The following is a 15,583-nucleotide window of genomic DNA, read 5'->3' as shown; positions in this document are numbered from 1 at the left end:
GTATGGCTGCAATACCGCAACAAGACGCTTCCAGCGCGGAAGATGCTCTGGTGCAGGTCGTCAGTTTTGCATTGGGAGACGAGCTTTTCGCGCTGCCTATGTCCCAGGTGCTGGAGATCATGCGCTATCAGACGCCGGTTGAGGTGCCGTTAACTCCCCCGTCGCTGCTGGGGTTGGCCGGGCTTAGGGGCAGCGTTTCGCCGATTATTGATCTGCGTGCGCTGCTGGGCATGGGGCGCACTGAGATCGACGACGCCAGCCGCGTGCTGCTGTTGGACATGGGCCAGAGCGTGGGCATGGTGGTGGATCACGTTGACCGGGTGCTGACGCTGGACAGCCAGCGCATTGAAGCGGCGGCCGATATTGGCAGTGTGGACACTGAACTGCTGACCGGTATCTACCGCCTGGAAGGCGAGCAGCAGAGCCTTTTGCAGCTGCTTGACCTGGAAGCGCTGATGGCGCGCGAATTCAGCGGCGATGACAGCAGCGTGGCGGGCGCCCTGGCCAGTGTGGGCAGCGCGGCCAATCAGGCGCTGGCCGCCAACGGCGAGAGTGAAGAGTTGACCCAGCTGGTCAGCATTGAGGTTGATGGCCAGGAGTATGCCTTCCGCCTTGGCGATGTTCAGGAAGTGCTGCGTTACCCCGAGCAGATTAGCCACACGCCCAAGGCGCCGCCGCATGTGCTGGGGCTGATGTCGCGGCGTGGCAAGACATTCCCGCTGTTTTCGCTGCGCACCCTGTTGGCGCTGGCGCAGATTGAGGTTGCCAGCGACCAGGTAGTGGTTGTTCTGCGGCGTGGCAGTGTGCGCCTGGCGCTGGCCGTCGATCAGGTCAAGGAAGTGGTTCGCCTGGAAGAAAAACGCCTGGAGCCGGTGCCCGAGGTGCTGGCCCGTGACCCTGATATGCAGGATGTCGCCGCCATCTGTCGTCTGGATGAAGGGCAGAGGCTGCTTAGCCTGCTGGCAACCGACCCGTTATTCGCCGACGCGGGCGCCCTGGCGCTGGACAATCGCCAGGATCCGTCGAACTCACACCAGGAGCAGGATGTCATGTCAGAAGAATCTGCTGTCGATGAAATTTCCGATGAGTGCCAACTGGTGGTCTTCACCCTGAACGATCAGCAATACGGCATTTCGATTGAACAGGTACAGGAAATCACCCGCCTGCCCGAGCGTTTCTATCATGTGCCGAAGAGCCCGGACTTTATCGAAGGGATGATCAATCTGCGCGGTAGCGTGCTGCCTGTAGTGGATATGCGCGCCCGTTTTGGCCTGTCGCGGATCACCAATAATGAGCGTCAGCGCATCCTGGTGCTTAATCTTGATGGCGTGACCACCGGCTTTGTGGTCGATACCGTCAGCGAAGTGCGCCGCTTGCAGCGCCACACTATCGAACCGGCACCGCGCCTTTCCGCAGCCCAGCAGCGGCTGTTGGGCGAGGTCGTGCGCACGCCGGACAACCAGCTGATCCAGCTGCTGAATATCGATGCCCTGATGAGCCACGATGAACAGCAGGCGCTGCTGGACAGCGCCGACGCCGGTGACAACGCCGACATTTCAGGTGCCAGCACCTAACCTGCAGGATATGTGTTTATGCCGTTAGACGAGCCGCTCAAGGTATTGATCGTGGATGATTCGGCGCTGATGCGGCGTCAGCTCAGGCAGATGCTGGAAAGCGTCGGCGACATCATCACCGCGACGGCGCGAGATGGCCAGGACGCCCTTGAGCAGCTGAAAAGCTTTGCGCCGCACGTGGTCACGCTGGATATCAATATGCCGGTCATGGATGGGCTGACCTGCCTGAGCCACATCATGGTGGAATCCCCCCTGCCGGTGATCATGGTCTCGTCGCTGACCGAAAAAGGCGCACTTGCCACCTTTGAAGCGCTGGAACTGGGCGCCTTTGACTACGTCAACAAACCCGACGGCACCGTCTCGCTCAACCTGCGCGATGTGGAGCAGGAACTGCAGGCAAAAGTCCGTGCGGCAGCCCAGCAGCGGCGCCCGATTGCCAGCAAGGTGCAGCGTCGCCAAGCGCGTGATGCCCAGCCGCCAGCGCCGCGCCGCTCGCTGAGACACAGCCTGGGCTGCCGCTACAAGCTGATGGTGGTCGGCGTCTCGACCGGCGGGCCAAGTACTCTTGAAAGCATATTGCGTGAGCTGCCAGAAGATTTTCCGGTGCCGATTGTCGTGGCCCAGCATATGCCCGCGCATTTCACCAAGCCATTTGCCGAGCGCCTTGATCGTCAGTGCGCGCTGGAGGTCAGGGAAGTGCGTGGCCCGGCGCTGCTGGAGCCGGGCCATGTGTATATCGCCCGTGGCGATGCCGATGCGCGTATTGTCAAACGCGCGGGTAATGTACGCATGATCAGCATACCCGCCTCAGACGGGCATCTCTGGCATCCGAGTATTACCCGCTTGATGGCGTCCGCCCGCGAGGTGTTTCGTGACCGCGAGCTGATCTGCGTACAACTGACCGGCATGGGCGACGACGGTGCCGAAGAAATGGCTCAGGCGCATCGTCGCGGTGCGTTGACGATTGCCGAGAACGAAGACAGTGCCGTGGTGTACGGCATGCCGCGTGCGCTCGTTGAGCGCCAGGGTGCCACTGCGGTGTTGCCGCAGGAGGCGATAGCCGAGCAGTTGATCGATTGGGTCAGCGCGGCGGGATGACAATCATACGAGGTGTAGCATGGCGCTAAAACGTCCCGATACAGCAAAGCCCGATCCCCAGGAACTACGCCACGCCCCGCGTGACGCTGCCCATCTGCTGGTGGAACTCAGCGCTGAACAGGCTCCCATCCGCCGCTGGGCAGCCCGCGACCTGGGCAACGCCCCCGAGACAGCCGAACACTTACTGGCGGCGCTGGAAGTCGAGAATGATGAAAGTGTGCGCGAAGCCCTGTTCTGCAGCCTGGAGCAGATTGCCCACCGCGCGCCGTCCTCTGAGGCTTCTGCCACCGTCACTCACGGCCTGATCACTTTGCTGCGTTCGGAAAGTGCCGTGCTGCGCAACGAAGCCATTGACCTTCTGCAGTCACTACCGGAGCAGGTAGCACCGCATCTGGATCAGTTACTGGAAGATGACGATGCCGATGTGCGCATCTTTGCGCTGGATATTCTACGGGCGCTACCGCATCCGCAGGCACCGGCGTGGATCACCCGGGTGTTGATGCAGGAATCCCATGCCAACGTGCTGGGTGCCGCCGTAGACCGGGCCACCGAGCTGGGCACCGCCGAGATGCGGCCTGCCTTGGAACGGCTGCTGGCGCGCCCCGACCTGCCCACCTATCTGCGTTTTGCCACCCGGATAGCGCTGGAGCGTATGGATCCTCCTGCCGATGACAAGGATGCACCGCATGGTTGAAACGGTTCGACACACGGCCACCCAGCCGATAACGCCAGCAGAATTTGCCCGCTTTCGCGATTATTTCTACCGCCGCACTGGGCTGTTCTTCGAAGACAGCAAGCGCTATTTCGTCGATAAGCGATTGTTTGAACGCATGCGTATGACCGGCCATGACAGCTTTCGCAGCTACTTTACCTTTGTGCGCTTTGAGGCCAGGGGCGATGAGTTCCAGCACCTGGTGAACGTGATGACGGTCAACGAGACCTACTTCATGCGCGAAAAGTACCAGTTTGAATGTCTGGTCAGCGAAGCGCTGGAAGAACGCCGCCGAGCGCGTGGGCACGGCGAGACGCTGAAGATCTGGTCGATACCTTCAAGCACCGGTGAAGAGCCCTATTCCATTGCCCTGATGCTGCTGGAGCACTGGCCGGCGCTGGCCAATACGGATGTTGAAATTGTCGCCTCGGATATTGATACCCGAGTGCTGGCCAAGGCCCAGGCCGGGATTTACAGCAAGCGCTCGCTGATGCACGTCGATGACCGCATCCGCAAGCGCTACTTTACCGCGCTGGAAGGCGAGCGCTGGCAGCTGAATGCTGAGGTGCGCGATGCTATTGCCTTCACCAAGGTCAATCTGTCTGACCTGGAACAGACGCGCAGCTACCGCGATTTCGACATTATCTTCTGCCGCAACCTGTTGATCTACTTTGACGACGCCGCACGGCGACGCGCCGCAGAAGTATTCTTTGATGCGCTCACACCCGGTGGGCTGATCTTTCTTGGCCACTCGGAATCCATGAGCCGCATTTCGTCGCTATTTACCGTGCGCAAATTTGCCCAGGCGCTGGCCTATCAAAAGCCTGTCAGTGGCCATCTCAACCAACCTCAAGGAGTGCCGGGTGAAAACCGTATTGATCGTCGATGATGCCGTCACGGTTCGCCTCTACCACCGCGAACTTATGGAAGCGCTGGGCCATGCCGTCATTGAGGCGGAAAACGGCGTGGAAGGCCTGGAGCGTATGACCAGCGCAGACATAGACCTGATGCTGGTGGACGTTAACATGCCCAAGATGGACGGCTACCGTTTTGTACAGGCCGTGCGCGGTGATGCCCGTCTGGGCCAGGTGCCGATTGTCATGATCAGCACCGAAGCGCAGTACCATGACCGCGCGCGGGCCTTTAGCGCCGGTGCCAACCTGTACCTCATCAAGCCGACGGAACCCGAGTACCTTCAGCAGCTGGTAACGCTTTTGCTGACGCCGCCTGAACCGCTTAGCGCTGAGGGAGGTGCCCGATGAACCCCTTGCTGCAGTCGTTTATCAACGAGGCCCGGGATAACCTTGAAGTGGCCAGCCGCTGCCTATTAGCGCTTGAAAAGACACCTGCTGACAGCGAACTGCTGGATGAGCTGTTTCGCGCCATGCATACCATCAAGGGCGCATCGGGGCTATTTGACAACCTGAGTGATTTCAGCCGCCTGCTGCATGTGATTGAAGATGGTCTGGATAAGGTGCGCGACCACACCCTGGCGCTGACGCCGGAACTGACCGATTGCATCTTCGATGCCCTGGATGTCGCCACCCAGTGGCTTGACAGCATCGAAGCCAGCGAGGCGCTACCGGCCTCGGCCCCGGTGCAGCTGGCTGAGCAGCTTGGTGCCTTGAATCAGGCGTTTCAGGCCGCCCCCGGCGGAGCGCCCACCGCCACGCCTGAACCAAGTGTTCACATCGCGCCTGATACGGCAGCGGCCGTCACATTACCTGCTGCCAGCGCACCGCTGTGGGTGCGTGAGCTGCCTGATGCCCGCCGCCGGGCACTGTTTGAGGGCTATCTTGCCAAGGCTGAAACCTCTCTGCTGGAAGTGGTCTTTACGCCGCCTGAAGAGTGTTTCTTCCAGGGCCACGACCCGCTGCAAAGCGTCAAGACCCTGGACGGCCTGCAAGCGCTCCACATCACCCCGCGCGAGCCATGGCCACTCCTGGAAGCACTGGATCCGTTTCGCTGCGTGCTGGATATCAGGCTGCTGGCGCTGGCTGACGAAGTGGCTGTTCAGCATCATTTTCGTTACCTGGCAGAATCGCTTCAGGTCTCCACGCTGCCCGCTGAGGTGCTGATCCACCCAGAAGGTGAACAGGGCGAAAGCGACGATGAGCTGTTTGTGCCCTTTGCTGATGAGGCCCTGCCGCTGGCGGAAGCCGCCGACTGGCAGGCGCTGGGCCAGCGGCTTGCTCCGCTGCGTGAACTGTGCGGTGAACGCCTTTATCAACACAGTATTGTCCACTGGCTGGCGCTGGCCCTGCGCCTGCCTGCGCCACCGCAGAAAGTGATTCTCGGCCTGCTTGATGCCCTTGCCACTGGCGATGATTACCAGCCTCGTGAGCCGCGTCAGGCAGGCCCGTTGAGCCAAACGGCATCGTCAGAGCAGCCGCCGACTCTTGAGGCAGCTGATGATCATATCGCCATGGTCTATCAGGTACTCCAGCAGCAAGTGGAAGTGTTGCAAACCTCGGCAAGCGAAGCGCTTTTCGCCCCGCGCCTGGCCGCAGTGGAAGAGGTAATACGGCGTATGCTGGGGCACTTGGAACAGGCACCGGGAGCCGGTTTTGAGGCGGCCCTGCAAGCGGCGCGGGAACAGCAGCACAGCCAGCCTCTGGCCAGCTGGCTGGAAGGCAGGCTGGTGCCGCCAGCGCAGCCCACGTCTGCCGCTGCGCCGCCGCTGGCAGCGAGCAAACCTGCGCCCAGCGCCTTGCCAGATCGCTCTTCTGAGCCTGTTGAAAAAGCTGAAAAAGCCCATGCGCCAAGCCATACCATTCGGGTTGAACAACAGCGCATTGATGAGCTGATGACCCTGGCCGGTGAGCTGGTGGTGGCCAAAAATGCACTGCCATTTCTGGCCAAGCATGCCAGCGAAGGCATGACGTCCAAGGCGGTTGCCAAGGAACTGACCAGCCACTACGCCAATATTGACCGCATCGCTGACCGTATGCAGCAGGCGGTGATGGGCGCGCGCATGGTGCCGCTATCAGTGGTTTTCCAGCGCTTCCCACGGCTGGTGCGCGATATGACCCGCAAGCTCGACAAAAACGCCGAGCTGGTGCTTGAAGGCGAAGACGTCGAGGCCGACAAGCACGTGGTCGATCATCTGGCCGATCCGCTGGTGCATCTGGTGCGTAACAGCCTGGATCATGCCCTGGAAAGCCCGGCTGAGCGCCAGGCGGCGGGTAAGCCCGCCAAAGGCATGATCAAGCTGCGCGCCCAGGCGCTGGATGATCAGGTGCTGATTGAAGTGATCGACGACGGACGCGGTATTGATGCCGAAAAGCTCAAGCACAAAGCCTATCAGCGCGGGCTGATCGATGAACAGAAGCTTGACTCCATCACCCATCAGGAAGCGCTGCAGCTGATCTTTGCCGCCGGCCTGTCGACGGCTGAACAAGTCTCGGATATTTCCGGGCGGGGCGTGGGGATGGATGCAGTGCGCACCGCCGTTGCCGCCTCAGGGGGCACCATCAGCGTGGCCAGCGAGCCTGGTAAGGGCTCCACGCTGCGTATTCTGCTACCGCTTTCCATGGCGGTAGCGCGGGTGATGATGGTGAAGATTGGCGAGCAGGACTATGGCATCGCCATGACCAGCATTCGCGAAACCGTGCGGGTGCCCGCCAGTGCCATCCATCGCATCAAGCGCAGCGAAAATATCGTTCTGCGCGACAAGCTGATTCCGCTCAAGCGCATGCGCTCACTGCTCGGCCTGGAAGCCGCCGAGGCGGGCCAGGAAGAGGCCGTGCTGATTGTTGAACACAACGGTGAGCAGGTGGGGCTGGTGATTGATGACTTCCGCCAGGGGATGGATATCGTGCAAAAGCCCATGGAAGGCATCATGGCCGGTTACTCGTTGTATTCCGGCAGCGCCCTGATGGGCGATGGCCGGGTATTGCTGATCATCAACCTGGCGGCCTTGCTGTCGCCACCGGCTCTGGCCAGCGCTCAAGGAGACGTATAAACATGCCGATTGAATTCAAACGCCGCAGCGCGGTGCTAAGCGGCGCCTGCGAAGTCGAGGATGCCGAAACCCTGCACGGCTGGCTGCTGGAGCACCCCACTGCGAGCCTGAACCTACGCCACTGTGATTACCTGCACAGTGCTGTATTACAGGTGATCCTGGCCGCTCATCAAATGGCGGGCACCAAGCTTGATCCGCTGCCCGGTGACCCCTGGCTTGCCAGCGTGCTGGAAAGCGCACTGACGCCAGGCAGTACTCAAGGGCAGGGGTAACCCGGTGATTCTGACGCTGGCCAACCGTAAAGGCGGCACGGGTAAAACCACCACCACCGTGAACCTGGCCGCCCTATGGGGCAGCCAGGGCTACCGCGTGCTGGTGATTGACCTGGACAGTCAGGGTCACGCAGCGATTGGCCTGGGGGTGAGTGATACGCCTGCCGCCAACGCCACAACGCATTACCTGTTGACGCACCCCACCACGCCGTTGGCCCCGCTGTGGCGCCCGACTGGCTGTGAGGGGGTGAGCCTGATACCGGCGGATACCCGCTTTAGCGGGCATGGCCAGCAGTGGCCGTTAAGCGGCTTGCGCCGGGCACTGGAAGCCGCCGACATTCGCGCCCACTTTGACGCCGTGATCATTGATACGCCGCCCACCCAGGATGGTTTGCTGATCAGTGCCATGAGCGCCGCCGATGGCGTACTGGTACCGTTTCTGCCCCATCACCTGGGGGAAGTCGGGGTACAGCAGTTAGCGCGGCTTTTCTACCGTGTTGCTACTCAGCATAACCCTTCACTGAGCATGCTGGGGCTATTGCCGGTCATGGTGGATAGGCGGCTGCAGGTGCATCGTCAGACGGTTGAGCGGCTGAGTCGTCAGTTTGGCGAAGCGCGTATGCTGGCGGGGATTCGTAACAACATCAAGCTGGCCGAAGCCTTTGCCTACGGCCTGCCGATCCATCGCCATGCGCCAAACAGCGCAGGCGCGCGGGACTACCGTGCCCTGGCGGCGTCGCTTAAACCACAGCAGGCTGCAATGTCTGACCCACGGATTTCTGACCCACTTTAAGGAGAAGTAAAATGGCCAAGCGTATCTTTCTCGTTGACGACTCCAGCACCATTCTGATGAGCCTGAGCAACATTCTCAAACAGTCAGGCTACGCCGTGGGCACAGCGCCTGACGGCCAGGCGGCGCTGGAAAAACTCAAAGGTCTCAGCCAGAAGCCTGACCTGATCATCACGGATATCAATATGCCCAAAATGAATGGCCTGGAGCTGATTCAGGCGGTCAAGGCGCTGTCCGGCTATCGTTTCGTGCCGATTCTGGTGTTGACCACTGAATCCCAGCAGGCGCGCCGTGACGAAGCCAAGAAGGCCGGGGCGACTGGCTGGCTGGTCAAGCCGGTGCAGGGCACCGAGCTTATTAATGTGATCAAACAAGTGGTACCAGGAGCCTGATATGTGGCGCGCGTCATTGCGGTGGTGCCGTCGGCAGATACCGCGTTTAAGCATACCGCTGTTGTTGACTGTCCTGGCGTTGCTGTCGGCAGCATCGGGCTGGCTGGCTCAGCGCACCCCGTTACCCACCTTCGGCTGGGGGCTGGTGTGGGCAGCGCTGGCCGTTGCGCTGTGGCTGGCAAGGGAGCGTCTAGCCATGTCGAAGGCATCGTCAGCGGCATCTCGCGAGGCCGCGTATAGCACAGGCAGCACCCCGGTGGCCCAGGGGGTCTATGCGCTGGCCGAACATGACCAGCTGGCCATGGATCGGCTGACAGAAACCATCGATTTTACCGAAGAGGCTGCCAACACCCTGATAGACAGCCTGGTCAGCGTTAATGGCCTGGCCGACGAGCTGATGACTTACCTGGGTGAGGCGGGTGAGCAAAGCGAGCAGATGCAGCGTTCGTTTGAAGACAGCAGCTATGTGATCAAGGAGCTGGCCGAGTTTATTCACACCCTGCCTGAACATATTGAAGAGCAGCGCCAGGACTTTCGCCTGCTGGGGAACCGCATCAGCGACCTGAATAAACGGGTTGAATCGATTCAGGAAATCAGCCAGCGCACCGCGCTGCTCTCCCTGAATGCGGCGATTGAAGCGGCTCATGCTGGTGAGGCCGGGCGTAGCTTTGCAGTGGTCGCCAAGGAGGTTCGTGCCCTGGCGGCCAGTTCCTCGGAAGCGGCGCGTTCCATTACAGAGGGGATTCACGAGGTACAGGCAGCGGTGGAAAGCTATTTCGGCCCTGAGATGGAAGAGCGTATCCAGAAAGATATCCACGAGGTCAAACGGCTAATGGTACAGACCCAGGAGCTGTACGATGGCTACACCGACATGCGGCTGTTTTACCGCATGTTGCTCAGCGCCATCACCCAGCATCATCAGGGGTTGGCCAATGAAGTCAATGACGCCCTTGGCAATATCCAGTTCCAGGATGTGACGCGCCAGATCACCGAGCGCATCCGCGACAGCATACTCACCCGCAACGACGCCTTACGCGAGATTCTTGATGCGCTGGAACAGGGTGCTCCACCCCCTTGGGAGCTGATGACCGCGATCAGCGCTGAGTACGCTGAAAAAGATGCCCATCATCACACTCACGCCAACCTTGCAGGCACAGCCGCTGATGCTAACAGCGGCCAGCCTAGCAATGGGGCGAACGCTAAAATTGAGCTTTTTTAACTTTGTCGTGTTGAACAGGAGGCACCTATGGCCAAGATTCTTTTGGTGGATGACGATGATCAGATGCGCTACACCGTCAAGCAGATGCTGGCAGTTGACAAGCACCAGGTGTTGGAAGCCGCTGACGGCCAGCAGGCGTTGAACCTGTCTGAACAGCAGCAGGTCGATCTAGTGGTCACAGATATCTGTATGCCGGTGATGGATGGTACCGAGTTCATCCTCAAGCTGCGTGAAGACCTGCCGACTATGCCGGTCATTGCCATCTCAGGCGGGCAGCGGGCGCTTAAAAGCAACTTTGCGCTTGGTTCGGCGCGTATGGCCGGGGCCGACCAGTCGCTGCAGAAGCCTTTCGGCCTGGCCGCATTGCGTGATGCCGTGCAAATCGCGCTGGCCAGCAGGCCGCTTGAAAATGGGTAATCGGGGGTATGTGAATAAATGTCGACCGCTGAACCGCTGAGCCTGGAAAAGCAGTTCTCGTTGCGTGACCTGTTTGATCTTTCCGACGCCCTTGTTGTTGCGACGAATGTCGACAAGCGAGTGGTGTATGCCAACCCGGCCTTTTGTAAAATTTCTGGCTACAGTGCCGATGAAGTGCAAGGTGCGCATCCCAGAACCTGGAGCAGCATCTACACGCCCTACAGCACCCATGAAAAGGTAAAAACCGCGCTGGCCGAAGGTCGCGCCTGGGTGGGGCGCTATACCAATCGCACCAAATATGGCGACCTGTGGGTGGAGGAGCGCACCGTGCAGCCGCTGTTCGCGCCGGATGCCAGTGTGATCGGCTACTTGTCCATGGGGTACAACGTCGAAGATATCGAGCCCAGTACCGAGCGGCTGGTCACTCTGGAAAGCCAGTACGTACTGGCCTCTTCGGCGACCCACGAGCTCAATAATATGCTAGGGGTGATTCACGGGCTGGCAGAGGTCAATCTCGTTACCTTTGGTGAAAAAACCATGGTGGCTGACCGCCGCGAGAACCTGCAGGCGATTCTGCATGCCTGCCAGGAAGCGGAAGCAATGGTGAAGCGGCTGCGTGGCGGCCTCCAGGCGCCGACGCCACAGTGTTTAGACTTAACGCGCCTACTACGCACCATGCAACCGGTACTGAGTAAAACGCTACCCAAGCCCTTGATGCTGGAGCTTGCGACTCCGGATACGCCTGTTTTCGTTAATATTGACGAAACCTATCTGCTGCTGATGTTGGTCAATCTGCTGAAAAATGCCGGTGAGGCCACCCATGGAACACCAAGGCCTCAGGTAACACTGACGCTGAGCCAGGTCGGTGCAGCGGGTGCGGTGACTCTGATGGTCGAAGACAACGGCTGTGGTATGTCCGAGGAAGTGCAACAAAACCTGTTTACCCCATTGTTTACCACCAAAAGCAGCCGTGGCGGCACAGGGCTTGGCATGCTGCAGGTCAAGCATTTCCTCGAAACCCATTCAGCCAGTTTTGACGTTGAAAGCACACTTGGCGAGGGCACGACCATGAAGGTCACCCTGCCGCTGAATGTATCCAAATGCGCAATCTGTTAAGGAGGGGTCTTGACTACACATGACATAAAAAACACCGATATATCCTGTGCAATGGTGATCTATGTATGTTGACTGGCACCTTGTTGGAGACACGCTATGAACACACCTGTAATATCCCGTGCCCGGCAAGAGCGCCAGGGGCACATGCGTGCCATGATGACACTGATGGCGGGCGTTGCCCATGAGTTCAATAACCTGTTGGGTTCTATCCATGGCCTATCTGAGCTCAACCAGTACCTGTTGAACCCGGAGCATCCGGCTTATGAAAACTCTTGCCAGATACATCTGGCCAGTGACCGGGCCGCTGACCTGATCCATGATATGACGCTTTGTGCCGGTGGTTTTGCGCTGGAGTATAATGCCTTTGATCCATGCGAGTTGTTAGAGGCTACTCTGGCGGGCTGCCAGGCAAAGATGGCGACGCTGGCTGCGCCGCTGACGTTGGAAATCATTGATCAGCAGGCGCCCGCCCGGGTGGAACTCGACACCACCTTTGTCACGCGTGCTGTGACACACCTTATCGACAACGCATTGGATGCCTTGAGCGATACGCCCGCGCCGCGGCTGCTTATCACAATGACTCAGGACACTTTTGACGCCACTACCCCCTGCCTGAAGCTATGTGTCAGTGATAACGGTATGGGTATGGACAGCACCACCCAAGCCTATATCTTTGATGCCTTTTTTACCACCAAGCCCCCTGGGCAAGGGCGCGGGCTGGGAATGGTGACGGTTGAAATGTGTGCCTTTCAGCACGGTGGTGACGTGCGGGTTGAAACCGCACCGGGTCGCGGTACTGAGGTTATCTTACGCTTGCCGCTGGTAGCTGCCCCTGAAATTGATCTAATGGTGATACACCGTGAGAGTGGCAAGTGACGCCGCCGGTTACGCCATTAACCCTGCTCAGTGTCGAGGACGACCCGCTTCAGCAGCGCCTGATCTGCCGCTTGTTAGAAGGCGCGGGATACCGGGTGGTCACGTCCGGTAGCGCCGAAGAAGGGCTACGTCGACTGGCCGCTGAACCGATTGATATGGTGCTGATGGATATCATGCTGCCGGGTATGGATGGCTATGCCGCCACCCGGACGCTGCGTGACTGGGAGGCAGAAACGCCTGAACAGCGCTGGCATCCGGTGATTATCCTGACCTCCAACGATACGCCTGAAGACTGGCAGCTGGCCAGCCAATGCGGTGCCGATGATTACCTGACAAAACCGGTTAAACCGCACCAGCTAATCAGCAAGGTTGCCATTATGGCCAGGCTTTACCATGGCTATATGGAAATCAAGCGTACCCGTAAAATGCGCGCGCTTGGCCAGATGGCTGCGGGGATAGCGCATGATTTCAATAACATACTGCAAACCATCAATGGCAATGCGGAAATGCTGGCGCAGGATGCTGGCGATGCGCCGCAACTGCTTGAAAGCATCAGTGAAATTGGCCGTGCAGGCCAGCGCGGGCGCCAACTGGTGGATGAAATGATGCTTTACGTGCGCGACCAACCGCCGCCGCGTGAGCCGCTTGAGTTAAGCACCTGGCTGGCAGGCTATGCCGAGGCGCTGCGCCCGCAGCTGCCTGCTGGGCTTGTCTTGCAGGTGAATCAGCCCGTTGCACCTTGGGTGATGGCCAATGCCGACCAGCTTGAACGGGTTATGGATAACCTGTGCGGCAATGCCGTCAAAGCCATGTCGGCACAGCCAGATGCCCGGCTGATATTGGCCACCTGGCAGGCAGGTGAATGGGGCGGTATTCGGATAACCGATAACGGCTGCGGTATTGCAGGTGAACATCTTGATACTATTTTCGACCCCTTTTTCACCACGCGAGACGTAGGCGATGGCCATGGCCTGGGGCTTGCCGTGGTAGACAGTATTCTGGATAACCATGGGGGGCGTATCGAGGTGGAAAGCCAACTGAGGCGCGGTACCCGTATGACTGTCACGCTGCCGCTGGTTCAGCCTGGTTGATGAGCACGTTGAGTAATCAATCAAGTAATCAATATAACAACGGGTAGTACCCAGTGCGCGTCATCCCACGCTCACATAATTCGAGTAGTCCGTTATGCAAGCACCACCGCTACCAGATGATGAAGACCAGCGCCTGTCAGCCATGTGGCGCTACACCCTGCGCGATATGGATCAGGATCCCGAGATCGAAGCGCTAACGGCGCTGACGCGGGCGTTTTTTCAGGTGCCGATAGTGCTGGTGGCCTTTCTCGACAAGGAGTGGCAGCGTTTCAAAAGCCACCCCGGCACCGAGCTGATGGAAACAGCGCGTAATATTTCATTCTGCGGCTATGCCATCACCGCAAGCGAAGATATTTTCGAGGTGCCGGATGCTTGGCAGGATCCGCGCTTTGTCGATAATCCTCTGGTCACAGGGGAACCCTATATCCGCTACTACGCGGGTGCCCCCCTGATCACCCCGGACGGTGACCGGATTGGCAGCCTGTGCCTGATTGATCACAAGGTACGCGATCTCTCCCGCGCGCAGTTGCAGCATCTGCCGACCCTGGCCGCTCAGGTAATGGGATGCTTGATGCGCCGCTATGATCAGCGCCTGCATCAGGCGGTTAATAGCGCCGATATTGGCCTTTACGACTGGGATATTGAATCAGGCAATCTCTGGTGTAATGAAGTCGTCAATACGATCTTTGGCGTTGAAGGTCAGGCCCACATTGATGTCTGGTTAGGGCGTTACATGCCGCAAGCCGAGCAGCAGATACGCGAGCAGTTGACCCGTAGTATCGATACCCAATGCGCCTTCAATATTCAGCTGCCCCTGGAAAGCCAGGGGCCAGGCTGCCGCCCTGTCTGGGTAGATGTCAGCGGCCAACCACAGGTAGTGGCGGGCAAGACGGTGCAGATCGTCGGGACGGTAATGGATATTACCGCGCTGAAGCACAAGGAAGCTGAGCTTGCCCAGCGCCGCCAGCAGGCTCATCACCAGGAAAAGATGCGTGCGCTAGGCCAGATGGCCGCCGGGATTGCCCATGACTTCAATAATATCCTGCAGGTCATCAACGGCCATGCTGACCTGCTTAACGAAGAGCTGCAGGCCCAGCCAACGCTGTTTGACAATATTGAGCAGATTCAGATGGCGGGTCAGCGCGGTGCCGATCTGGTTGAAGAAATGTTGCTCTATGCCAGCGAGCAGCCGCTGGAATGTCAGGCGGTCAATCTTGCTGACTGGCTGGAAAACTATGCCGAGGGCTTGAAAAAACGCCTGCCGAGCGATGTTCATTGTGTGGTGCATAACGATGCCAACGTCACTGTCCTGATTCACCCATCGCAGATGATGCGGGTCATGGACAATCTGTGCCAAAACGCCGCCAAGGCGATGCCAGACGGTGGCTTGCTCACCCTCTCCAGCTGGCAGCAAGGGGCCACCGCCCGTTTGCGGGTCAGCGATACCGGCCAGGGCATTGCCCCTGAACATCTGGATACGATATTTGCCCCTTTCTTCACCAACCGTAGTGCTGGCAAGGGCACAGGGCTCGGGCTTGCCATTGTCAACACCTTGATACAGCGCCAGCAGGGGCGGATTCACGTCAAAAGCCAGCTCGGCGAGGGCACGGACATGACCCTGACACTACCGCTGGTGCATGAATACACCCCTAGTTGAGACACACCACAGGAGCGCCCATGACGACAGTCTTGATTATTGATGACGATAGCGCCTTACGCAGCATGCTGACCCGTATGCTGGAACGCCTTGGCTACCGCGTACACAGCGCAGAGAGCGTGGAAAGCGGGTTGACCCATCTGGAACAGCATCGCGAGATTGCCCTGGTAATCACCGATATTGTGATGCCTGGACGTACCGGCGTTGAAGGGGTTGTCGAGATCCATAAGCGTTATCCGCAGCTGCCGGTGTTGGCGATGTCTGGCGGCAGCCGCACGCTTTCGAAAACATTCTCGCTGGATTCCGCCAAGATGGCGGGCGCCAACGCTATCCTGCCCAAACCCTTCACCCAGGATGAGTTGACCCGGGCGCTTGCTGGATTGGGAATAGCGGCATGAAGCAGGC

Annotated in this window: 16 protein-coding genes; all 16 read left to right on the top strand. The window is 59.2% G+C overall.

The features are described from left to right. The first annotated feature begins 2 nt into the window (after nt 1-2). The 16 genes from OR573_15155 to OR573_15080 all read left to right on the top strand — a co-directional run bounded on the left by OR573_15155 (nt 3) and on the right by OR573_15080 (nt 15,576). Nucleotides 3-1,574, top strand: a complete 1,572-nt coding sequence (locus tag OR573_15155) for a chemotaxis protein CheW (protein XGA79796.1) — start codon at nt 3-5, stop codon at nt 1,572-1,574. Nucleotides 1,575-1,592: 18 nt separating this feature from the next. Continuing rightward, nucleotides 1,593-2,672, top strand: a complete 1,080-nt coding sequence (locus OR573_15150; GenBank protein XGA79795.1) for a chemotaxis response regulator protein-glutamate methylesterase — start codon at nt 1,593-1,595, stop codon at nt 2,670-2,672. A gap of 19 nt (nt 2,673-2,691) precedes the next feature. Further along, on the top strand, nt 2,692-3,366 hold the full coding sequence (locus OR573_15145) for a HEAT repeat domain-containing protein (GenBank protein XGA79794.1): 675 nt from the start codon (nt 2,692-2,694) through the stop codon (nt 3,364-3,366). After that, nucleotides 3,359-4,273 (top strand): protein-glutamate O-methyltransferase CheR, encoded by a 915-nt coding sequence (locus OR573_15140; protein XGA79793.1) that lies wholly within the window; start codon nt 3,359-3,361, stop codon nt 4,271-4,273. The genes OR573_15145 and OR573_15140 overlap by 8 nt, the downstream gene beginning before the upstream one ends. Beyond that, nucleotides 4,248-4,646: a response regulator gene (locus OR573_15135; protein XGA79792.1), complete on the top strand. Its 399-nt coding sequence runs from the start codon at nt 4,248-4,250 to the stop codon at nt 4,644-4,646. The genes OR573_15140 and OR573_15135 overlap by 26 nt, the downstream gene beginning before the upstream one ends. Beyond that, nucleotides 4,643-7,348, top strand: a complete 2,706-nt coding sequence (locus OR573_15130; protein ID XGA79791.1) for a chemotaxis protein CheA — start codon at nt 4,643-4,645, stop codon at nt 7,346-7,348. The genes OR573_15135 and OR573_15130 overlap by 4 nt, the downstream gene beginning before the upstream one ends. Before the next feature lie 2 nt (nt 7,349-7,350). Beyond that, nucleotides 7,351-7,620 (top strand): hypothetical protein, encoded by a 270-nt coding sequence (locus tag OR573_15125; GenBank protein ID XGA79790.1) that lies wholly within the window; start codon nt 7,351-7,353, stop codon nt 7,618-7,620. 4 nt (nt 7,621-7,624) lie between these two features. Then, nucleotides 7,625-8,413: a ParA family protein gene (locus tag OR573_15120; GenBank protein ID XGA79789.1), complete on the top strand. Its 789-nt coding sequence runs from the start codon at nt 7,625-7,627 to the stop codon at nt 8,411-8,413. Nucleotides 8,414-8,424: 11 nt separating this feature from the next. Then, nucleotides 8,425-8,802 (top strand): response regulator, encoded by a 378-nt coding sequence (locus tag OR573_15115; protein ID XGA79788.1) that lies wholly within the window; start codon nt 8,425-8,427, stop codon nt 8,800-8,802. Nucleotide 8,803: 1 nt separating this feature from the next. After that, nucleotides 8,804-10,021, top strand: coding sequence for a methyl-accepting chemotaxis protein (locus OR573_15110; protein XGA79787.1), 1,218 nt, complete (start codon nt 8,804-8,806; stop codon nt 10,019-10,021). A 27-nt stretch (nt 10,022-10,048) separates the two neighbouring features. Beyond that, nucleotides 10,049-10,438 (top strand): response regulator, encoded by a 390-nt coding sequence (locus OR573_15105; protein XGA79786.1) that lies wholly within the window; start codon nt 10,049-10,051, stop codon nt 10,436-10,438. An 18-nt stretch (nt 10,439-10,456) separates the two neighbouring features. After that, entirely contained in the window at nt 10,457-11,554 is a 1,098-nt protein-coding gene (locus OR573_15100; protein ID XGA79785.1) for a PAS domain-containing sensor histidine kinase, read from the top strand. 96 nt (nt 11,555-11,650) lie between these two features. Beyond that, nucleotides 11,651-12,430 (top strand): HAMP domain-containing sensor histidine kinase, encoded by a 780-nt coding sequence (locus OR573_15095; protein ID XGA79784.1) that lies wholly within the window; start codon nt 11,651-11,653, stop codon nt 12,428-12,430. Further along, nucleotides 12,427-13,521, top strand: coding sequence for a response regulator (locus OR573_15090; GenBank protein ID XGA79783.1), 1,095 nt, complete (start codon nt 12,427-12,429; stop codon nt 13,519-13,521). The genes OR573_15095 and OR573_15090 overlap by 4 nt, the downstream gene beginning before the upstream one ends. 94 nt (nt 13,522-13,615) lie before the next feature. Next, nucleotides 13,616-15,178, top strand: a complete 1,563-nt coding sequence (locus OR573_15085) for a GAF domain-containing sensor histidine kinase (protein ID XGA79782.1) — start codon at nt 13,616-13,618, stop codon at nt 15,176-15,178. A 20-nt stretch (nt 15,179-15,198) separates the two neighbouring features. Then, complete coding sequence (locus OR573_15080) at nt 15,199-15,576, top strand: response regulator (GenBank protein XGA79781.1); 378 nt, start codon at nt 15,199-15,201, stop codon at nt 15,574-15,576. The last annotated feature ends 7 nt before the right edge of the window (nt 15,577-15,583 follow it).

The organism is Halomonas sp. CH40, assembly GCA_041875495.1.
In the GTDB taxonomy this organism is placed as follows: domain Bacteria; phylum Pseudomonadota; class Gammaproteobacteria; order Pseudomonadales; family Halomonadaceae; genus Vreelandella.
Note: the sequence above shows the minus strand (reverse complement) of the source record. Positions and strands in the feature narration are given on the sequence as shown.